This is a genomic window from Methylobacterium sp. E-065, from assembly GCF_022829605.1.
GTDB lineage: Bacteria > Pseudomonadota > Alphaproteobacteria > Rhizobiales > Beijerinckiaceae > Methylobacterium.
In genome coordinates, this window is record NZ_JAKSYD010000100.1 from 120,600 (window position 1) to 135,781 (window position 15,182).

The 15,182-nt window shown below is 68.8% G+C and carries 13 protein-coding genes; 3 read left to right on the plus strand and 10 right to left on the minus strand.

The window, feature by feature from the left end; translation table 11 throughout:
* Positions 1 to 99: 99 nt before the first annotated feature.
* Complete coding sequence (locus tag MKK84_RS10770; RefSeq protein ID WP_243919544.1) at positions 100 to 2,031, plus strand: hypothetical protein; 1,932 nt, start codon at positions 100 to 102, stop codon at positions 2,029 to 2,031.
* Between the two features lie 11 nt (positions 2,032 to 2,042).
* On the opposite strand, the gene MKK84_RS10775 is transcribed toward MKK84_RS10770, so the two are convergent.
* Genes MKK84_RS10775 through MKK84_RS10785 form a run of 3 tightly spaced genes read right to left on the minus strand, consistent with a single transcriptional unit; the run spans position 2,043 to position 4,530 of the window.
* The gene (locus MKK84_RS10775) at positions 2,043 to 2,777 is read right to left on the minus strand and encodes an ABC transporter ATP-binding protein (RefSeq protein WP_243919545.1); all 735 of its coding nucleotides are present in this window, start codon (positions 2,775 to 2,777) and stop codon (positions 2,043 to 2,045) included.
* Positions 2,758 to 3,495 carry an ABC transporter permease gene (locus MKK84_RS10780; RefSeq protein WP_243919546.1) on the minus strand — a complete coding sequence of 246 codons (738 nt, stop codon included), beginning with the start codon at positions 3,493 to 3,495 and terminating at the stop codon, positions 2,758 to 2,760. The genes MKK84_RS10775 and MKK84_RS10780 overlap by 20 nt, the downstream gene beginning before the upstream one ends.
* 51 nt (positions 3,496 to 3,546) lie before the next feature.
* Positions 3,547 to 4,530: an ABC transporter substrate-binding protein gene (locus MKK84_RS10785; RefSeq protein WP_243919548.1), complete on the minus strand. Its 984-nt coding sequence runs from the start codon at positions 4,528 to 4,530 to the stop codon at positions 3,547 to 3,549.
* Between the two features lie 183 nt (positions 4,531 to 4,713).
* Here MKK84_RS10785 and MKK84_RS10790 point away from each other — a divergent pair, with 183 nt between their 5' ends.
* Positions 4,714 to 5,091 carry a 4a-hydroxytetrahydrobiopterin dehydratase gene (locus MKK84_RS10790; RefSeq protein WP_243919550.1) on the plus strand — a complete coding sequence of 126 codons (378 nt, stop codon included), beginning with the start codon at positions 4,714 to 4,716 and terminating at the stop codon, positions 5,089 to 5,091.
* 6 nt (positions 5,092 to 5,097) lie between these two features.
* On the opposite strand, the gene MKK84_RS10795 is transcribed toward MKK84_RS10790, so the two are convergent.
* The 4 genes from MKK84_RS10795 to MKK84_RS10810 form a co-directional block, all read right to left on the minus strand.
* Positions 5,098 to 5,319 carry a hypothetical protein gene (locus MKK84_RS10795; RefSeq protein WP_243919552.1) on the minus strand — a complete coding sequence of 74 codons (222 nt, stop codon included), beginning with the start codon at positions 5,317 to 5,319 and terminating at the stop codon, positions 5,098 to 5,100.
* 87 nt (positions 5,320 to 5,406) lie between these two features.
* Complete coding sequence (locus tag MKK84_RS10800; protein ID WP_313899329.1) at positions 5,407 to 8,481, minus strand: efflux RND transporter permease subunit; 3,075 nt, start codon at positions 8,479 to 8,481, stop codon at positions 5,407 to 5,409.
* Between the two features lie 123 nt (positions 8,482 to 8,604).
* Positions 8,605 to 9,705 carry an efflux RND transporter periplasmic adaptor subunit gene (locus MKK84_RS10805; protein WP_243919553.1) on the minus strand — a complete coding sequence of 367 codons (1,101 nt, stop codon included), beginning with the start codon at positions 9,703 to 9,705 and terminating at the stop codon, positions 8,605 to 8,607.
* Positions 9,705 to 10,805, minus strand: a complete 1,101-nt coding sequence (locus MKK84_RS10810; protein WP_243919561.1) for an efflux RND transporter periplasmic adaptor subunit — start codon at positions 10,803 to 10,805, stop codon at positions 9,705 to 9,707. Before MKK84_RS10810 ends, MKK84_RS10805 begins: the two co-directional genes overlap by 1 nt.
* Before the next feature lie 98 nt (positions 10,806 to 10,903).
* Here MKK84_RS10810 and MKK84_RS10815 point away from each other — a divergent pair, with 98 nt between their 5' ends.
* Entirely contained in the window at positions 10,904 to 11,467 is a 564-nt protein-coding gene (locus MKK84_RS10815; protein ID WP_243919563.1) for a TetR/AcrR family transcriptional regulator, read from the plus strand.
* An 8-nt stretch (positions 11,468 to 11,475) separates the two neighbouring features.
* Here the strand turns inward: MKK84_RS10815 and MKK84_RS10820 are convergent, their stop codons facing one another.
* The 3 genes from MKK84_RS10820 to MKK84_RS10830 are packed head-to-tail and all read right to left on the minus strand — an operon-like array spanning position 11,476 to position 14,869.
* Positions 11,476 to 12,540, minus strand: a complete 1,065-nt coding sequence (locus MKK84_RS10820; RefSeq protein ID WP_243919565.1) for a sensor histidine kinase — start codon at positions 12,538 to 12,540, stop codon at positions 11,476 to 11,478.
* On the minus strand, positions 12,537 to 12,989 hold the full coding sequence (locus MKK84_RS10825; RefSeq protein WP_243919567.1) for a response regulator: 453 nt from the start codon (positions 12,987 to 12,989) through the stop codon (positions 12,537 to 12,539). Before MKK84_RS10825 ends, MKK84_RS10820 begins: the two co-directional genes overlap by 4 nt.
* Positions 12,986 to 14,869 (minus strand): MHYT domain-containing protein, encoded by a 1,884-nt coding sequence (locus tag MKK84_RS10830; RefSeq protein ID WP_243919569.1) that lies wholly within the window; start codon positions 14,867 to 14,869, stop codon positions 12,986 to 12,988. The genes MKK84_RS10825 and MKK84_RS10830 overlap by 4 nt, the downstream gene beginning before the upstream one ends.
* Positions 14,870 to 15,182: the final 313 nt, after the last annotated feature.

Consider the following 15,182-nt stretch of genomic DNA (forward strand, 5'->3'; position numbering starts at 1 on the left):
CTGGGCTCGGCGCAGTGATCCGACGGGCGCGATTGCCTCGCCTGGCAAAACGCGTCAGGCCTGTCGGACTCGCGTGAACGCTTTGGTCCGGACCCTGTCATGATCCATCCGAAGGCCCGATCCTCCGTCTGGTCGGCCTGGGTGGCGGCCGGCGCCACGGCGCTGCTCGGCCTTGTCGTGCTTCCAATGCCGCTCGCCGCGCAGGAGGGCGCCGCCGCGGTTCAGGACGTGACGGTGACCGATGTCGTCCTGCCCCTCGGCGGCACGCTCCTCAAGGCGCCGAAGCTGACAGCGAGCGGAACGCGCCTTTCGAAGGATGAGCTGGCCGCGATCCTGCGCCCGGACTCGGCGGTCCCGTGGAGCGAGCGCTTGGCGCGGCTCGATGCCGGCAGCCTGACGGTTCCGGTGCTCACCTCCGAGAATGCCGGGCCGGGGGACAACCGCCAGACCGTGACCTACCGCGACGTCGTCGCCCGGGATGTCCGGGCCGGCCGCGTCGGTGAGCTGACGGCCGCGGGTGCGACCGTCAGCGTGGTCTCCGGGCCGAACCGCGGTTCCGGAACCTACGGTCAGTTGCACGCCACGGATCTCGACCTCGCGGCGCTCAGCCGGCTCTACACCGTCGCCGGGGATGGCAAGGGCCCGATCCAGCGGGTCTATGGAACCATTCAAGTCGCGGATGTGACCTACGCGGATGCGCGTGGGACCACCGTGAAGATCGCGAGCCTGAACGGGCGCGATCTGGGCGGCCGACAGATCCCCGATGGTTGGAACGGCGCCTTCGCCATCGTGGCCGGGGGAGTCCAGGATGGCGTCGATCGCCGTGCCGTCGCAGCCTCGGCTGCCGATTTGATTGAGGCGACCACGGTGGGGAGCCTGGAGATGCAGGGCCTCAGCGTCAGCGATGCCGATCCGAAGGGGCCGTTGCTGTTCGAGATCCGCCGGGTCGCCTACGCGTCCGAGGGGCCGGAGGCCGGCACGCGGCTGGAGGATCTGTCCCTGTCGCGGGGCAGCCTGCGCACGCAGCTGGCCCGCTTGACGCTGACCGGTGCCTCGCTGGCTCCCACGGTGGCTGCGCTGCAGGGCATCGCCGGGGAACCGGCAGCCCGGGCTGGTTTCTCCGACACCGAGATGCGCCGCCTGACGCCGCAGATCGGCAATTTGACCTTGAACGACCTGGCGATCGAACTCCCGCCGGAGGCTACACTCGACCATGCGCCCCAACGGGATGGACGGGGTCCGCCGCGCGGGCCCGGCCCCGAGGCGGCCCGGCTCAACGCGGGGAAGCCTGCGGATCCGAAGGCATCGGAGCCGCGGGTCGGCGATCCCCTTGCGGTCACGGTCGTACCGCCGACGGGTCGCCGGGTCGCTCTGCGGGAGGCAACCCTCGCCGTCGGTCCGCCCAGCGATGGCGTGCCGAGCAGCAGCCGTCTGACCCTGTCCGGCCTGAGCCTGCCCGCGGATCTGCTGGCCGGTCAGCCGATCGTCGGAATGCTTCCGGCCTACGGCTATCGTGACATCGACCTCGACGTCGTCGCCGACGCGTCGGTCGATGCGAAGGCGCGTGATCTGCTGGTGCGCGACATCACGGTTTCGGGGCGCGAGATCGGCACCATCCGCCTGTCAGGAACGCTCGGCGGCATCGGGCCGGAGCTTCTCTCGGGGACGCTTCCGGCGGCGACCCTGCTCATGTTCTCGGGGAGCGCGAAGAACCTCGATCTCACGGTCGAGAATGCCGGCCTGTTCGAGCGCTTCCTGACCGCGCAGGCGAAGGACCTGAGCCTCAAGCCGGATGAGCTGCGCAAGGAATACGTCACCGCCAGCCTGCTTGGGGTTCCGATCATTCTCGGCAACGGCCCCGCCGCCAAGGCGATCGGGGCCGCGATGGGTCAGTTCGTGATGAAGCCCGGAAAGCTGGTGCTGCACGCCAAGGCCAAGGAGCCTGCGGGCATCGGCTTCATCGACCTCGGCGCCGCGCGCTCGCCCGCCCTCGTGCTCGATCGCTTGGATGTCGACGCCAGGGCGAACTGACGGTCAGGCTCTCAGAGCGCGATGATTCCCGGGTACCGCGCCGCGAGCGTCGCCCGGGTTGTCTCGGCCCAGGACCGATCCCGTGCCTGGCGCGGCCGGTCGAGCGCCACGTCTGCAATCAGGCTCGCTGGCCGGCGCGAGACGAGGAGCAGACGGTCGGCGATCCCGATCGCCTCGGCGACGTTGTGGGTCACCATTAAAACGCTCATGCCCGTCTCATCGACCGTGTCGACCACCAGCCCGCGCAGCTCGGCGGCGGCGGCGTCGTCGAGCGAGACGAACGGCTCGTCCAGCACCAGCACGAGCGGCCCGGCGGCGAGCGCCCGGGCGAGCGCCACGCGCCGCTGCATCCCGAGCGAGAGCGCCTTCGGGTAGCTGCTTCGCCAAGGAGTGAGCCCGAGCCGCGCGAACAGAGCGTCGAGGTCGCGGCTCCTTCGGACCCGGGGAAGGCCAAGACGCACGTTATGCTCGACGCTGCGCCAGGGCAGCAAACGCGGCTCCTGGAACACGATGCCGGCCTGCTCGGCCCCGGAGACCCGGCCCTCGAAGGCCGTATCGAGGCCGAGGAGGATGCGCAAAGTCGTGGTCTTGCCGGCGCCGGACGGGCCGATCAGGCAGACGATCTCGCCTGCCGCGATGCCGAAGGCGAGGTTGCGCACGGCCTCGACCGGTTCGGCGCCGCGCGACCGATACCATTTCGAATCGATCGCAACCTGCAGGACAGGCTCAGCGCCAGCGACGGACATAGGCTTCGAGCCGCTGGAGGAGGAGGACATCGATGCCGATCATCACCGCCATGAAGACGAGGCTGTAGCCGATGATCGCGGCCACGTCGGTGCTCTGGACGAAGTAGTAGTTGATCGCGAAGCCGACACCGTCCGGCCGGCCGAGCAATTCGACCACCAGCACGATCTTCCAGGCGAGCGACAGCCCCGACCGCGCCGCGGTGACCATGTAGGGCTGGAGCTGCGGGATCAGGACGTCGCGGGCCCAGGTTCGGCGGTCGAGCCGATAGGCCCGGGCCATCTCGTCGAGGCCGGGATCGAGATTGCGGGCCCCTTCGCGCACGATCACCGCGACATTGGGCAGCTTGTTGAGCACCACCGCCAGAATGGCGGCCGTCTCGGTCAGGCCGACCCAGACATAGGCCAGCACCGTGATGACGAGGGCCGGCGTGTTGAGGAGCACGAGGAGCGGCGTGTCGAGGGTCAGGTCTGCGGCCTTCGAGCGGCCGAGCGCGACCCCCAACGCGACGCCGAGCACCATCGCGATGGCGAAGGAGATCGCGACGCGCAGCAGCGTGACGCCGACATTATGGGCGAGATCACCCCGCGCGGCTTCCTGCCCGATGAAGCTCAGAACCGCCATCGGCGCCGGCAACAGGCGCGAATGCGCTTCCAGCGCAATCGCCTGCCACGCACCGATGAGCACTACCAGGGACGCGATCCGGGTCAGCGCGCCCATGCGAATCCGGCGACCCGGCGGTGCTTCGCCTTTCCCCGGGGGGCGGACGTCTCAGCCATTGCGGCCGTTGTCGTAGTAGAGGTCCGGCGGCAGGCCGTTGCCCTTGCCGACGAGGCGTTCCCCGCCGAGCCGCGACATCACGGCGTAAAGCTTCTCGGCATCGGCACGCTCCTCCGCCACGGTGCGGCGCGGGATACCGGCCAGGAAGTCGCGCTTCAACGCCTCGAACGTTGCGTCGTTCTCCGCAGCCATCAGCGGCCGCACGATCTCCCATGCTGAGGGATCCTGTGCCAGCATGTCCTTGGCGGCGCGGGACGCGCGGTAGAAGCCCGCAACCGCGTCCGGCTTCTCCTTCACGGTCGCGTCCGGGAAGAGGTATCCGATCAGCGCCACGTCGCCCGGGACACCGAGTGCGTGCATGATGTCCTCGGCGCCGATCAGGCGGCGGAACGCCTTGGCTTCGAGGCGCGCGCAGTAGGTCCAGTAGGTCAGGGCCGCGTCGAGCGCGCCCTGCTCCAGCTTCAGCGTGATCAGCGGCGGCGCGCCGTAGGCGATCTCGGCCGCGCGCTCCAGATCGATGCCGGCGACATCCTTGGCCTGGGCTCTCAGCAGCAGCCAGTTCTTGTCCAGGGGGCCGCCCGCCACGCCGAGACGCTTGCCGTCGAGATCCTTCAGGCTCTTGATCGGGCTGTCGGTTGGCACCATCACGGCGCCCTCCGATGTCGAATAGGGGATGAAGCGCACCGCCTGCCCGTCATTGCCGAGGCGTGCCGCCCAGAGCAGGTCGCCGACGATCGTGTCGACCTGCCCGCCGATGAAGCTGATCCGCGCGGCGTCGTTCCCGGCGAGCTTGACGGCGTCGAGCTGAAAACCGTTGGCCGCGTCGAGGCCGCGGGCCTTGATCACCGCCGCCTCCCAGGTCGAGGTACCGAAGGGCAGGCTTCCGAGGCGGACCACCGGCGTGTCGGCCCGCGCCGCCCGAAGGCCGAGGCCGCCCAGCAGGCCCCCGGCGAGCATCGCGCGCCGTGACAGCATCACGCCTTCTCCCTTGGTCTTTTGCAGTCTTCAGGTGCGGCAGACTGGGGTGCGGACTTGTCCCGGCGCCATTGGAAAATGGTCATAGGGCCCGCACGCCGCCGCGTCCACCGCGCGCGATACGCTTGCGCCCGGACCGATGCGGCGGCACCCTGCGGTGATCGAATGAGGAAGGGGCGGCACATGAGCGAGCAGCGAGAGGGCGTGCTGGACGAGGCGACCGTGGAGGCGCGGCTCAAGGCCGAGCTGCCCGCGTGGCGCCTTGAGGACGGGTGGATTCGCCGCACCTACAAGACCTCCGGGTGGAAGAGCACGCTGATGGTGATCAATACGGTCGGCCATCTGGCGGAGGCCGCATGGCATCATCCCGACCTCACGGCGTCCTACGCTTGGGTCGAGGTGCGGCTGATGAACCACGCCGCCAAGGGCATCACCGACAAGGACTTCGCACTGGCCAGGAAGATCGAGGAGGTCGTGTCCTGGCAGCCCGGCCTGGAGGGCCAGGGGCTCGACGGCACGCCGACCGATCCGCGCTTCGCCTACATCAAGTACGAGAAGTAGCGGGCCTTACTGCGGCTCCTTCACCCGGCGGCACTCGGTCTTGAGGTAGGCGCTCTTGCCAATCTCGTCGCGCCGCTCGGTGCGGGCGATGATCTCCTGCCAGCCAGTTGCGCAGCCGAGTTCGTTGGCGACCCGGATCTTGCGGACCTCAAGGGCTTGGTCGTCCGAGCAGGCTTCCTGGGCCAGGCCGTTGGCGCAGACCAGAACCACGGCGATGAACGCGTTCATACGGATCGGACTCCTCGTTCGATCCGACCCTATGCGCAGCGCGCCGATTGGTTGCCGGTTCGCGCGTCCGAGCCTGTGAAAACGCGATCACGTTTTCAGGGCGACGGACGCGCGGGCTGGATTCCCGGCCGTTGGCCGGAGGCGGTAGCAGCTGACGTACAGGGCCGGCAGGAACAGGAGCGTCAGGACGGTGGCGGCCAGGATGCCGCCGATCATCGCGTAGGCCATGGGCCCCCAGAACACCTCGCGGGCGATCGGGATCAGGCCCAGGCTCGCCGCCGCGGCCGTGAGCAGGATCGGACGCATCCGGTGGTGGGTCGCCTCGAAGACGGCATCCCACGGCTCCACGCCTTCGTCGCGGAATTCCTCGATCTGGCTCACCAGAATGACGGCGTTGCGGATGATGATGCCGATCAGCGCCAGGATGCCCAGAATGGCGACGAAACCCATTGGCTTGTCGAACAGCAGCAGCGCCGGCACCACGCCGATGAGGCCCAGCGGCGCCACCGTGAAGACGAGCAGCATCCGGCCGACGCTCTGGAGCTGGATCATGAGCAGCAGCGCCATGGCGAGCAGCATCACCGGCACGACCGCCGCGATCGGGCCCTGCCCCTTGGCGGATTCCTCGACGGCGCCGCCGGTCTGGAGGAAGTAGCCCTCGGGCAGCGCCTTCGCGAAGGCGTCGATACCCGGCTGGAGGCCGGCCACGATGGTGGCGGGCTGGGTCGCGCCGCGGATCGTGGCGCGGACCGTCACGGTGGGAAGCCGGTCGCGCCGCCAGACGATCGGCTGTTCCAGGTCATAGCCGATCCGCGCGAAGGCGAGGAGCGGGACCACGGTCCCGTTCGAGAGCCCGACCTGCAGCGATTGCAACGTATCGAGCGAGGAACGCTCGGCGGCCCCGGCGCGCCCGACCACATTCACGAGATAGATCGAATCGCGCACCTGCGTGATCGTCTGCCCGCCCTCGATACCGTTCAGGATGCCGGCCACGTCCTGGCTCGACACGCCGAGCTGGCGCGCCTTGTCCTGCAGAATCTCGATCCGCAGGACCTTGCCGGGCTCGTTCCAATCGAAGGTCGGCACGTCGAGGCGCTGATCGCTTCCGACCACGTTGGCGAGGTCGAGGGCGAGGTGGCGCACGGTCTCCATATTGGGACCGCTGAGCCGGTACTGGACCGGTCGGCCGACGGGCGGCCCGAGGCTGAGCGGCTGCACGAGCACGTCGGTCCCGACGAAGTCGCGCAGGGCGATGTCCTGAAGGCGACCCATCACCCGGTCGCGCACCTCCAGGGACTTCGTGACGATGACGATCTGCCCGAAGAACGCGTTCGACAATTGCTGATCGAGCGGCAGGTAGAAGCGCACCGCGCCTTGCCCGACATAGGACGACCAGCTCGTCACATCCGAATCGTCCTTGAGCTTGGCCTCGAAGCGGTCCATCTGCGCCCGCGTCTCGGCGATCGTCGCGTTCTGCGGAAGGGTCAGGTCGACCAGCACCTCGGAGCGGTCCGACGATGGGAAGAACTGCTGCTGCACATGCCCCATCCCGACGATCGCCAATCCCATGACGGCGAGGCAGAGCACGACCGTGGTCCAGTGCCAGCGCATCGCGACCCGGAGCGCCGCCGTGAACAGCCGCGTGAACAGCCCGTCCTTCTCGCTGTGGTGCTTCATGGTCTTGGGAAGGAGCGTCACGCCGATGAGCGGCGCGAACAGCACCGCGACCACCCATGAGACCAGCAGCGAGGCGGCGAGGACCACGAACAGCGAGTAGGTGTACTCGCCCGCCCCCGAGCCGTTGAAGCCGATCGGCAAGAAGCCCGCCACTGTGACGAGGGTCCCGGTCAGCATCGGGAAGGCCGTCGAGGTGTAGGCGAAGGTTGCGGCCTTCAGGAGCGTGTCGCCGCGTTCCAGACGCGCCACCATCATCTCGACAGTGATCATGGCGTCGTCGACCAGGAGACCCAGCGCGATGATCAGCGCGCCGAGCGAGATCCGCTGCAGCGTGACGTCCATGATCTGCATGACCACGAACACGATCGCCAGGACGAGGGGGATCGACACCGAGACCACCAATCCGGCCCGCACGCCGAGACTGACGAAGCTCACCGCAAGCACGATGACGATGGCTTCGACCAGCGCCTCGGTGAAACCGCCGACCGCGTGCTCAACCTGCTTGGGTTGGTCCGACACGAGATGGACGCCGACGCCGACCGGCAGCTTCGCCTCGATCAGGCGCATCTGCTCCTTCAGCGCCTCGCCGAAATGGAGCAGGTTGGCGCCGGGCCGCATCGCGATGGCCAGCCCGATCGCCGGCTTGCCGTCCACCCGGAACAGGGCGGTGGGCGGGTCCTCGTAGCCGCGGCTGATCTCGGCGATGTCGGCGAGGCGGAAGAAGCGGTCGTTCACCCGCAGATTGAAGTCCTGAAGGGCGGCCTCCGACGCGAAGGAGCCGCTGACCCGCAGCGAGACGCGCTCCGGCCCGGCCTGGACCACGCCCGAGGCCGAGACAGCGTTCTGCGCCTGGAGGGCCTTGATCAGGGCCGAGAAATCGATGCCGTAGCCGGCGAGCTTGCGGGTCGAGAAGTCGAGGAAGATCGTCTCGCCCTGGGTGCCGATCAGCTGGGTCTTGCCGATATCGGGCACGCGCAGCACTTCGGTGCGCACCCCCTCGACGTAGTCGCGCAGCTGCCGGTAGGTCAGCCCGTCGGCCGTGAAGGCGTAGATATTGCCGTAGACGTCGCCGAACTCATCGTTGAAGAACGGCCCCTGCACACCCTCCGGGAACTGTCCCTTGATGTCGCCGAGGCGCTTGCGCACCTGATAGAAGGCCGGCTGGATCTCGTTCTTCTTCAGGGTGTCGCGGAACTGCACGAACACCGTGGAGAAACCCGGCGTCGTGTAGCTGCGGACATAGTCCAGCCCGTTGAGCTGCTGCAGTTCCTTCTCGACCCGGTCGGTGACCTGATCGAGGGTTTCCTTGATGGTCGCGCCCGGCCATGTGGTCTGCACCACCATGGTCTTGATCGTGAAGGGCGGATCCTCCTCCCGGCCGAGGCGGGTATAGGCCATCACGCCCGCGATCAGCGCGACGAACATCAGGAACCAGACGAACGAGCGGTGCCCGAGCGCCCAATCGGACAGATTGAAGCTTTTCACGCGAAACCCCGTGCCGCCGGCTTCGAGCGGTATCCGATCGCGTTGCAATCGAACCCAGCTCCAAGCCTTTGTATCTGCGTGCCCTTTTCCGCCGAACCGGTATCGACTTCGACGGAGGGCGACCTAGACCGCGTCATCCGTCAGCCACACCGGCTGGCCATCCTTGAGCGAGTGGACACCGGCGACCACGACCCGGTCGCCCGCCTTCAGACCATCGATGATCGCGATCCGGCCCGGCTCCGCCCGGTCGCGCTCCGCCGCCACCGTCACGTCGCGCCGCGTCACCGACTTGCCGTCCTGCGCGACCACCCAGACCGAGCGGCGGTCGCCCTCCTCCAGCAGCGCCGAGGGCGGTAGCAGGAAGCGCGGGCGGACCTTGCTGGCGAGCGCGACGTCGATGGTTGCGCCGAGGCGGAAGGCGGGGCCGGGATTGTCCAACGCGATGCGGATCCGTTTCGAGCGCGTCCCGGCCTCGGCGAGCGGCGCGACCTCGCGCACCCGGCCGGTCGTGGTCAGGTCCGGGGCGCTCTGGAGTGCGACGGTGAAGCGGCAATCCGGCGGCAGCGCGCCGACATAGGCTTCCGGAATGTCGACCACGGCCTCGCGCACATCCGGCCGGGCTACGGTCACCACGCCCTGGCCTGCGCTCAGAACCTGCCCGATCTCGGCGAGGCGCTGCGTGACGACGCCGTCGAACTCGGCCTTGAGCTCGGTGTAGCCCATCTGGTCCCGGGCCTTCTGGAGGCTCGCCAGCGCCTGATCGACCCGCGCCCGCGCGGTGTCCCGCCGGGCGACCGCCTGATCGAGGGTGGCCTGCGAGACGCTGTTGCCGGTCATGAGGCGGCGCGTCCGGCCCTCGGCGGCGTCCGCGTTCTCGGCCTGGGCGCGGGCGTCGGCGAGGTCGGCCTCGGCACGGGTCAGGTCGAACCGCGACACGATGGTGTCGAGTGCGGCGAGGCGCTGACCCTTCTTGACGATGTCGCCGACCGTGACGTCGCGCCCGACCATCCGGCCGGGGATCTGGAAGCCGAGCTGCGCCTGATAGCGCGGCTCGATGGTCCCGGCGAACGGTCCGAGGGTGACCGTGTCGCTCGGACGCGCGACCTGGGTCAGCACGGGCCGCACGGGGGCCGCAGCCTCCGCGGATTCGGCCGTGTCGCCGTGATCGGTACAGCCGCCCAGCACGGCGAGGGCAGCGGTCATGGTAACGATGTAAGCGCGCATCACGGACCCGCGATCTCAGCGGCGGCCACGTGTTGGCCGGGCCGCAGGAACTGGATGCCGGCCACGACCACGCGCTCGCCCGGCTCGACGCCCCGCTTCAGCGCGATGATGTCGGGCCCGAAATGGTCGATCTCGACCGGCCGGATCGAGACGGTCCGCTTGGCCGGGTCGAAGATCCACACAGACGGACGGCCGTCGTAGCGGTAGAGTGCAGACCAGGGCAGCACCACCGACTCGCGCGGTGCGAACCGGCCACGCCCGACCACGACAGCGCCGAGCCCCATGGCGGTCGGCGTCGTCCGAAGGCCGATCTTGACCCGGACCGTGCCGCTCTTGGCGTCAACGGTCGGCGAAACCTCGCGGACCGTCCCGGTCGCCGTGACGGCCGGATCGGATTGCAACGCCACCGCGATCGTGCCGTCGGCGGGCGGATGGGCCAGCAGCGATTCGTAGACGTTGAACACCGCGTCCCGCGGGCCGTCCTGCGCGAGCACCAGAACGGTCTGGCCCGATTGGACCACCTGACCGACCTCGAAACTCCGGCTGGTCACGATACCGGCGACCCCGGCGCGCAGCTCGGTGTACGAGAACTGCTCCTGCGCGGTGCCGAGGGCGGCCCGTGCCGAATCGACGGCGGCTTGGGTCGTCCGCAATTCCTGCTCGGCGTTGTCGTAGGTCGAGCGCGTGGTGAAGCCGCCCGCGAGGAGCTGTTTCTGGCGCTCGAAGGACATCTTCGCCTGCGTCTGCAGCGCCTCCGCCGAAGCGAGCGCGGCCTTGGCGTTGTCGAGGTTCGCTTTCTGGGTGAGCGGCTCCAGCACGGCCAGAACCTGATCGGCCTCGACATGATCGCCGACCTCCACCCGCCGCTCGGCGACCTTTCCGTTCGTGCGGAACGCCACGTTGACCTGCGCCTGGGGCTGGATGTCGCCGGTCAGGACCGCCTCCGAGGCGATCGGCGTCTTTCGGGCTTCGACGGTCCGGACCCGCGCCAGCGCAGGCTCGCAGGCGGCACCGGACTCCGCACGAGCGCACCCGACGGCGCCGAGCGCGGTTATTGCGAAGAGCAGTCGGACAACGACCCGATCGGTAGATGAAGTCATGCGGTCGACCACCCCGGGCCGGACTCGTGAAAATGCCGTGGCGCGTATCTAGCCGACTCGTTACATACCGTCCAGTCGGTTTTTAAGGCAGGTGTTCGATGCAGGGCAAGCGCAAGCGATTGGCGGACCGGCCCGAGATCATCCTCGAAGCGGCCGCTGCCGTTCTTCTGAAGGGCAGCGCGCGGGCGCTGACGATCGACGCCGTCGCGGCCGAGGCGGGGCTGAGCAAGGGCGGCGTGCTGCACCACTACGCTTCGAAGGATGCCTTGATCGCCGCGCTGGTTGCCCGGGAGCTGGCCCGGCTGCGCGAGGAGATCGCCGCCTGCGAGGCGGCGATCCCGCCCGGCCCGTCACAGCTTCCGAAGGCGATGGTGGCGCATGTGCGGGGGCATTATTGCGTGGACGACGAGTCCTCCCGCGCGCTGCTGCTGGCTTCCCTCGACTCCCCGGAGGCGCTGAACGATTACCGGGCCTTCGTGGCGGATCAGCTCGGCCGCCTCAGCCGGATCGAGGGCGCCTGCCCCGGCGAGGGCTCCGTGCTGTTCTTCGCGATCCTCGGGCTGTTCATCGGGCGGGCGCTGGGCTTCCACCAGCTCGGCGAAACGGAGCTTCAGCCGATGGTCGCCGCCCTGGAGCGCATCGCCGGCCGCTCGGAGACCTGATCCGCGGCCTACGCCCGGAACGCCAGCACGGCGCGGGTGCCCTTCCCGCCCGGGACATAGGACAGCGCCGAGCGCAGGTTCGTCGCCATGGCGCGCACGATGCGCGACCCGAGTCCGGTGCCGCGGATCTCGCCCTCGCCGGTCCAGCCGACACCGTCATCCTCGACCGCAAGGCGGACCGTATCGGCCCCATCCCGGTCCACCGCGACCCGGATCTCGCCGGACGTGCCCGGAGGATACGCGTACTTGTAGGCGTTGGTGACGAGTTCGGTGACCACGACGCCGACCGAGACGGCCTTGTCGGGGGTGAGATGAACCGGCTCGGCGCGCAGCCGGATCGCGTGATCCCGCCCGCTCGCCCGCATAGCGGCCTGCAACTCCTCGATCAGGCTGCCGAGATAGGCATCCAGCGCGACGGACTCGACATCGTCCGATGTGTAGAGCCGGCGGTGGATGCCGGCGATGGCCGAGATCCGCGCCTGCATCTCGTCGAGCGCGGCCTTGGCGGCCGGGTCGGTCACGGCGTTGCGCTGCATGTGCGCCAGGGCGGCGACCAGGGCGAGGGAGTTGGCGACGCGGTGGTTGACCTCGCGCAGCATCAGCTCGGCCCGGTCGCGGGCCTCGCGCATCTCATCCTCGGCCCGCTCCTTGTCGCGGCGCAGCGCCTCCTGCCGAAGCGCGGTGTCGACGGCCTCGCCGAGCAACTCGCGGAACTGGCCCTGCACGTCCTTCCAGACGTAATCGACCGCACCCGCCTTCAGGGCGGCCACGGCGACGCGCGAATCCTCCGATCCTGTCACGTAGATGACCGGCGGCGCATGCGGCAGCGCGCGAATTGCCGGCAACAGGTCGAGCCCCGTCTGGCCGGGCATGTGATGGTCGAGCGCCACCGCGTCGATCGCGCCCTCCGCTAGCCGGGCCAGCCCGTCGGCGCCGCATGTGCAGAGTTCCACGGCGTAGCCGCGTGCCTCCAGCGCGCGTCGGACCAGACGGCCGAGGCCCGGGTCGTCGTCGATGTAGAGAATCCGCGCCACCGGAGTGGCGCCGTCCGCGCCGGCTTGGTCCGCGGTCATGGGTTCTGAGGAACCTCCATCACCGAGAAGAACAGCCCGAGCTGGCGGATCGCGTTGGCGAAGCCCTCGTAGTTCACTGGCTTCGTGATGTAGACGTTGGCGCCGAGATCGTAGCAGCGCTGGATCTCACGGCTGTCGTCGGTGGTGGTGAGTACCACCACCGGGGAGCGTCGGGTGTGCGGGTTCGCCTTCACCTTCTCGAGGATGTCGAGTCCGGTCATGTCCGGCAGGTTGAGGTCGAGCAGGATCAGGAGGTGGCGCCGGGCGCTGGCCTCGCCGGATCCGTCCGGTCCGAGCAGGTAGGACAGGGCCGAGGTCCCATCCTGGAACGGCACGATCTCGTTGTTAACGCCGGCACGACGGATGTTGCGCTCGATCAGCCGCGCGTGCCCCTCGTCATCCTCGATCATCACGATGCTGACGGGATGCACGGGTCGCTCCACGCTCATGCGGCTTCAAGCGGCGCCGGTTTGGATACCTGATCGACAGCTGTAGACGCGCCGCGCGGCAAGGTCACGCTGAACGTCGTGCCCACGCCGAGTTGCGAACGGATCTCGATCCGGCCGCCGAAGCTTCGGACCAGCGCCTTCACGTGGGCCAGGCCGATTCCCTCGCCGGGCCGATCCTGCGCGCCGGAGCGCCGGAATAGTTCAAAGACGCGGGCGTGATCCCGCTCCGCGATGCCGCGACCGTTGTCGGTGACCGAGAAGCAGATGCCCCGCGGGCCGGCCGACTGAGCCGTGACCATGACCTGCCCAGGCCGGGCTGGATCCAGATATTTGATGGCGTTGTCGAGCAGGTTGCCGAAGATCTGCTCGATCGCGAGCCGGTCGGCGACGATCGACGGCAGGTCGGGGGTGATCGTCACGACAGCGCGTGCCGCCTCGGCTTGGTGTCTGTGCGCGTCCGCCAGGTGTTGGATCAGGGCCGTCATGTCGAGCCGTTCCGGCCGGAACTGACGCCGACCCTCGCGGGACAGCTTCAGGATCGCGGCGATCAGACCCTCCATCCGGTTCACCGCGGATTTGATGAAGCTGAGCGCCTCACCGAAATCCGTGTCGATCCGCTCCGCCTGTGGGTGTCCGGTCAGGGCGGCTCGTACCTCGTGCCGCGTCGCTTCCAGCTCGCTCGTGAAGCCCATGACGTTGACGAGCGGCGCCCGAAGATCGTGACTGACGATGTAGGCGTAGCGCTGGATTTCCTGGTTCGATTCCCGGAGCTCGGCCTCGGCCTCCCGCTGCTCGGTAATGTCGGTGTGGACGCCGACCCATTCGCGGATCTCGCCGCTTGCTTCGAGTACGGGAATGGCCCTGATCGCGAAGTGGCGCCATTGCCCGTCCACCATGCGCACCCGGTGCTCGTGGATGAAGGTGCGCCGGGCCCTGACGGTCTCGTTCCAGGCGTCCAACGTCGCCCGGGCATCCTCCGGATGGACCACCTCGGCCCAGCCGTAGCCCTGATACTGATCGCGGGTCTGGCCGGTCATGGCGCTCCAGCCCGGCTGCTCGCCGATCATCCGGCCGGTGGCATCGTTGGTCCACAGCACGCCCCGGACGGCCTGGACCGCGGCCCGGAACCGCGCTTCGCTGGCCTGCAGATCCCGCTGGATCCGCTGCTGATCGAGGGACGCACCCAGCATCGCCAGGAACAGGATGAAGAAGGTCGCCCCGGCCACGGAGAGCGCGAGGTTCTGCTGCCCCGGCGCCAGCATGGCGATATGGGCGTGGGGGGCACCTTCCGCCTCCGCCGTGAAGGTCGCCGCCGCCATGCCGGTGTAGTGCATCCCGGCGACGGCGAGCCCCATGATGACGGCCGCCAGCAGCTTCTGCCCGACGCCGTGGTTCCGAAAAGCGAGCCACAGGGCGATGGTCGCGGCGCTCACCGCGATCGCCACCGAGACCGCGACGATGGCGGGGTCGTAGGCGAGATCACCGGGGATCCGCAGCGCGGCCATGCCGGTATAGTGCATCGCGGCCACGCCGAGGCCCATCAGCGGCCCGGCGACGAGGATCGACGCCAGGCCCTCGCCCCGGTAGGCGACCCATGTGAAGGCTAGACCGGTCACCACCACGGCGATGAGGAGCGAGAGCAAGGTCAGGCCGAGGTCGTAGGCGGCGGCCATGCCCATGTCGAAGGCCAGCATGCCGACGAAATGCATCGACCAGATTCCGCCGCCCATCGCGAGGGCCGATCCCGCCACCCAGGCCCAGCGGGGTCCGGTGGACGGTCCGCGGATACGCGCACCGAGATCGAGGGCCGAGTAGGACGCGAAGATCGCGAGGCCGATCGACAGGGCGACGAGCGCCGGGTTGTAGCCCGTATGGATCATGGGTGCGGTGACGCGCGTCGGGAGCGGGGTCCGATGTAACCCGCGGTTGCGAGGCACGCCACACGCTCAGAAACGCGGCGCGCCCCGTGGACGGTCGCGTGTAACGGCTTCTGCTTCTTGAGCTGCTGGGGCCGTCGGCCGAATGCGGCATCGCGCCATGAGATGATGCATCGGCCGAAAGCACGACCTTCGTTGTCCGATCAGCCGATCCATGTCCGTCAAGATCTGCACAGGTATCGATGATGCAGCGCACGGTCGAGCCGGATTGGCACCTTTCATACAATTCCCGCCCTGATCCCCGATGGACTCCTCT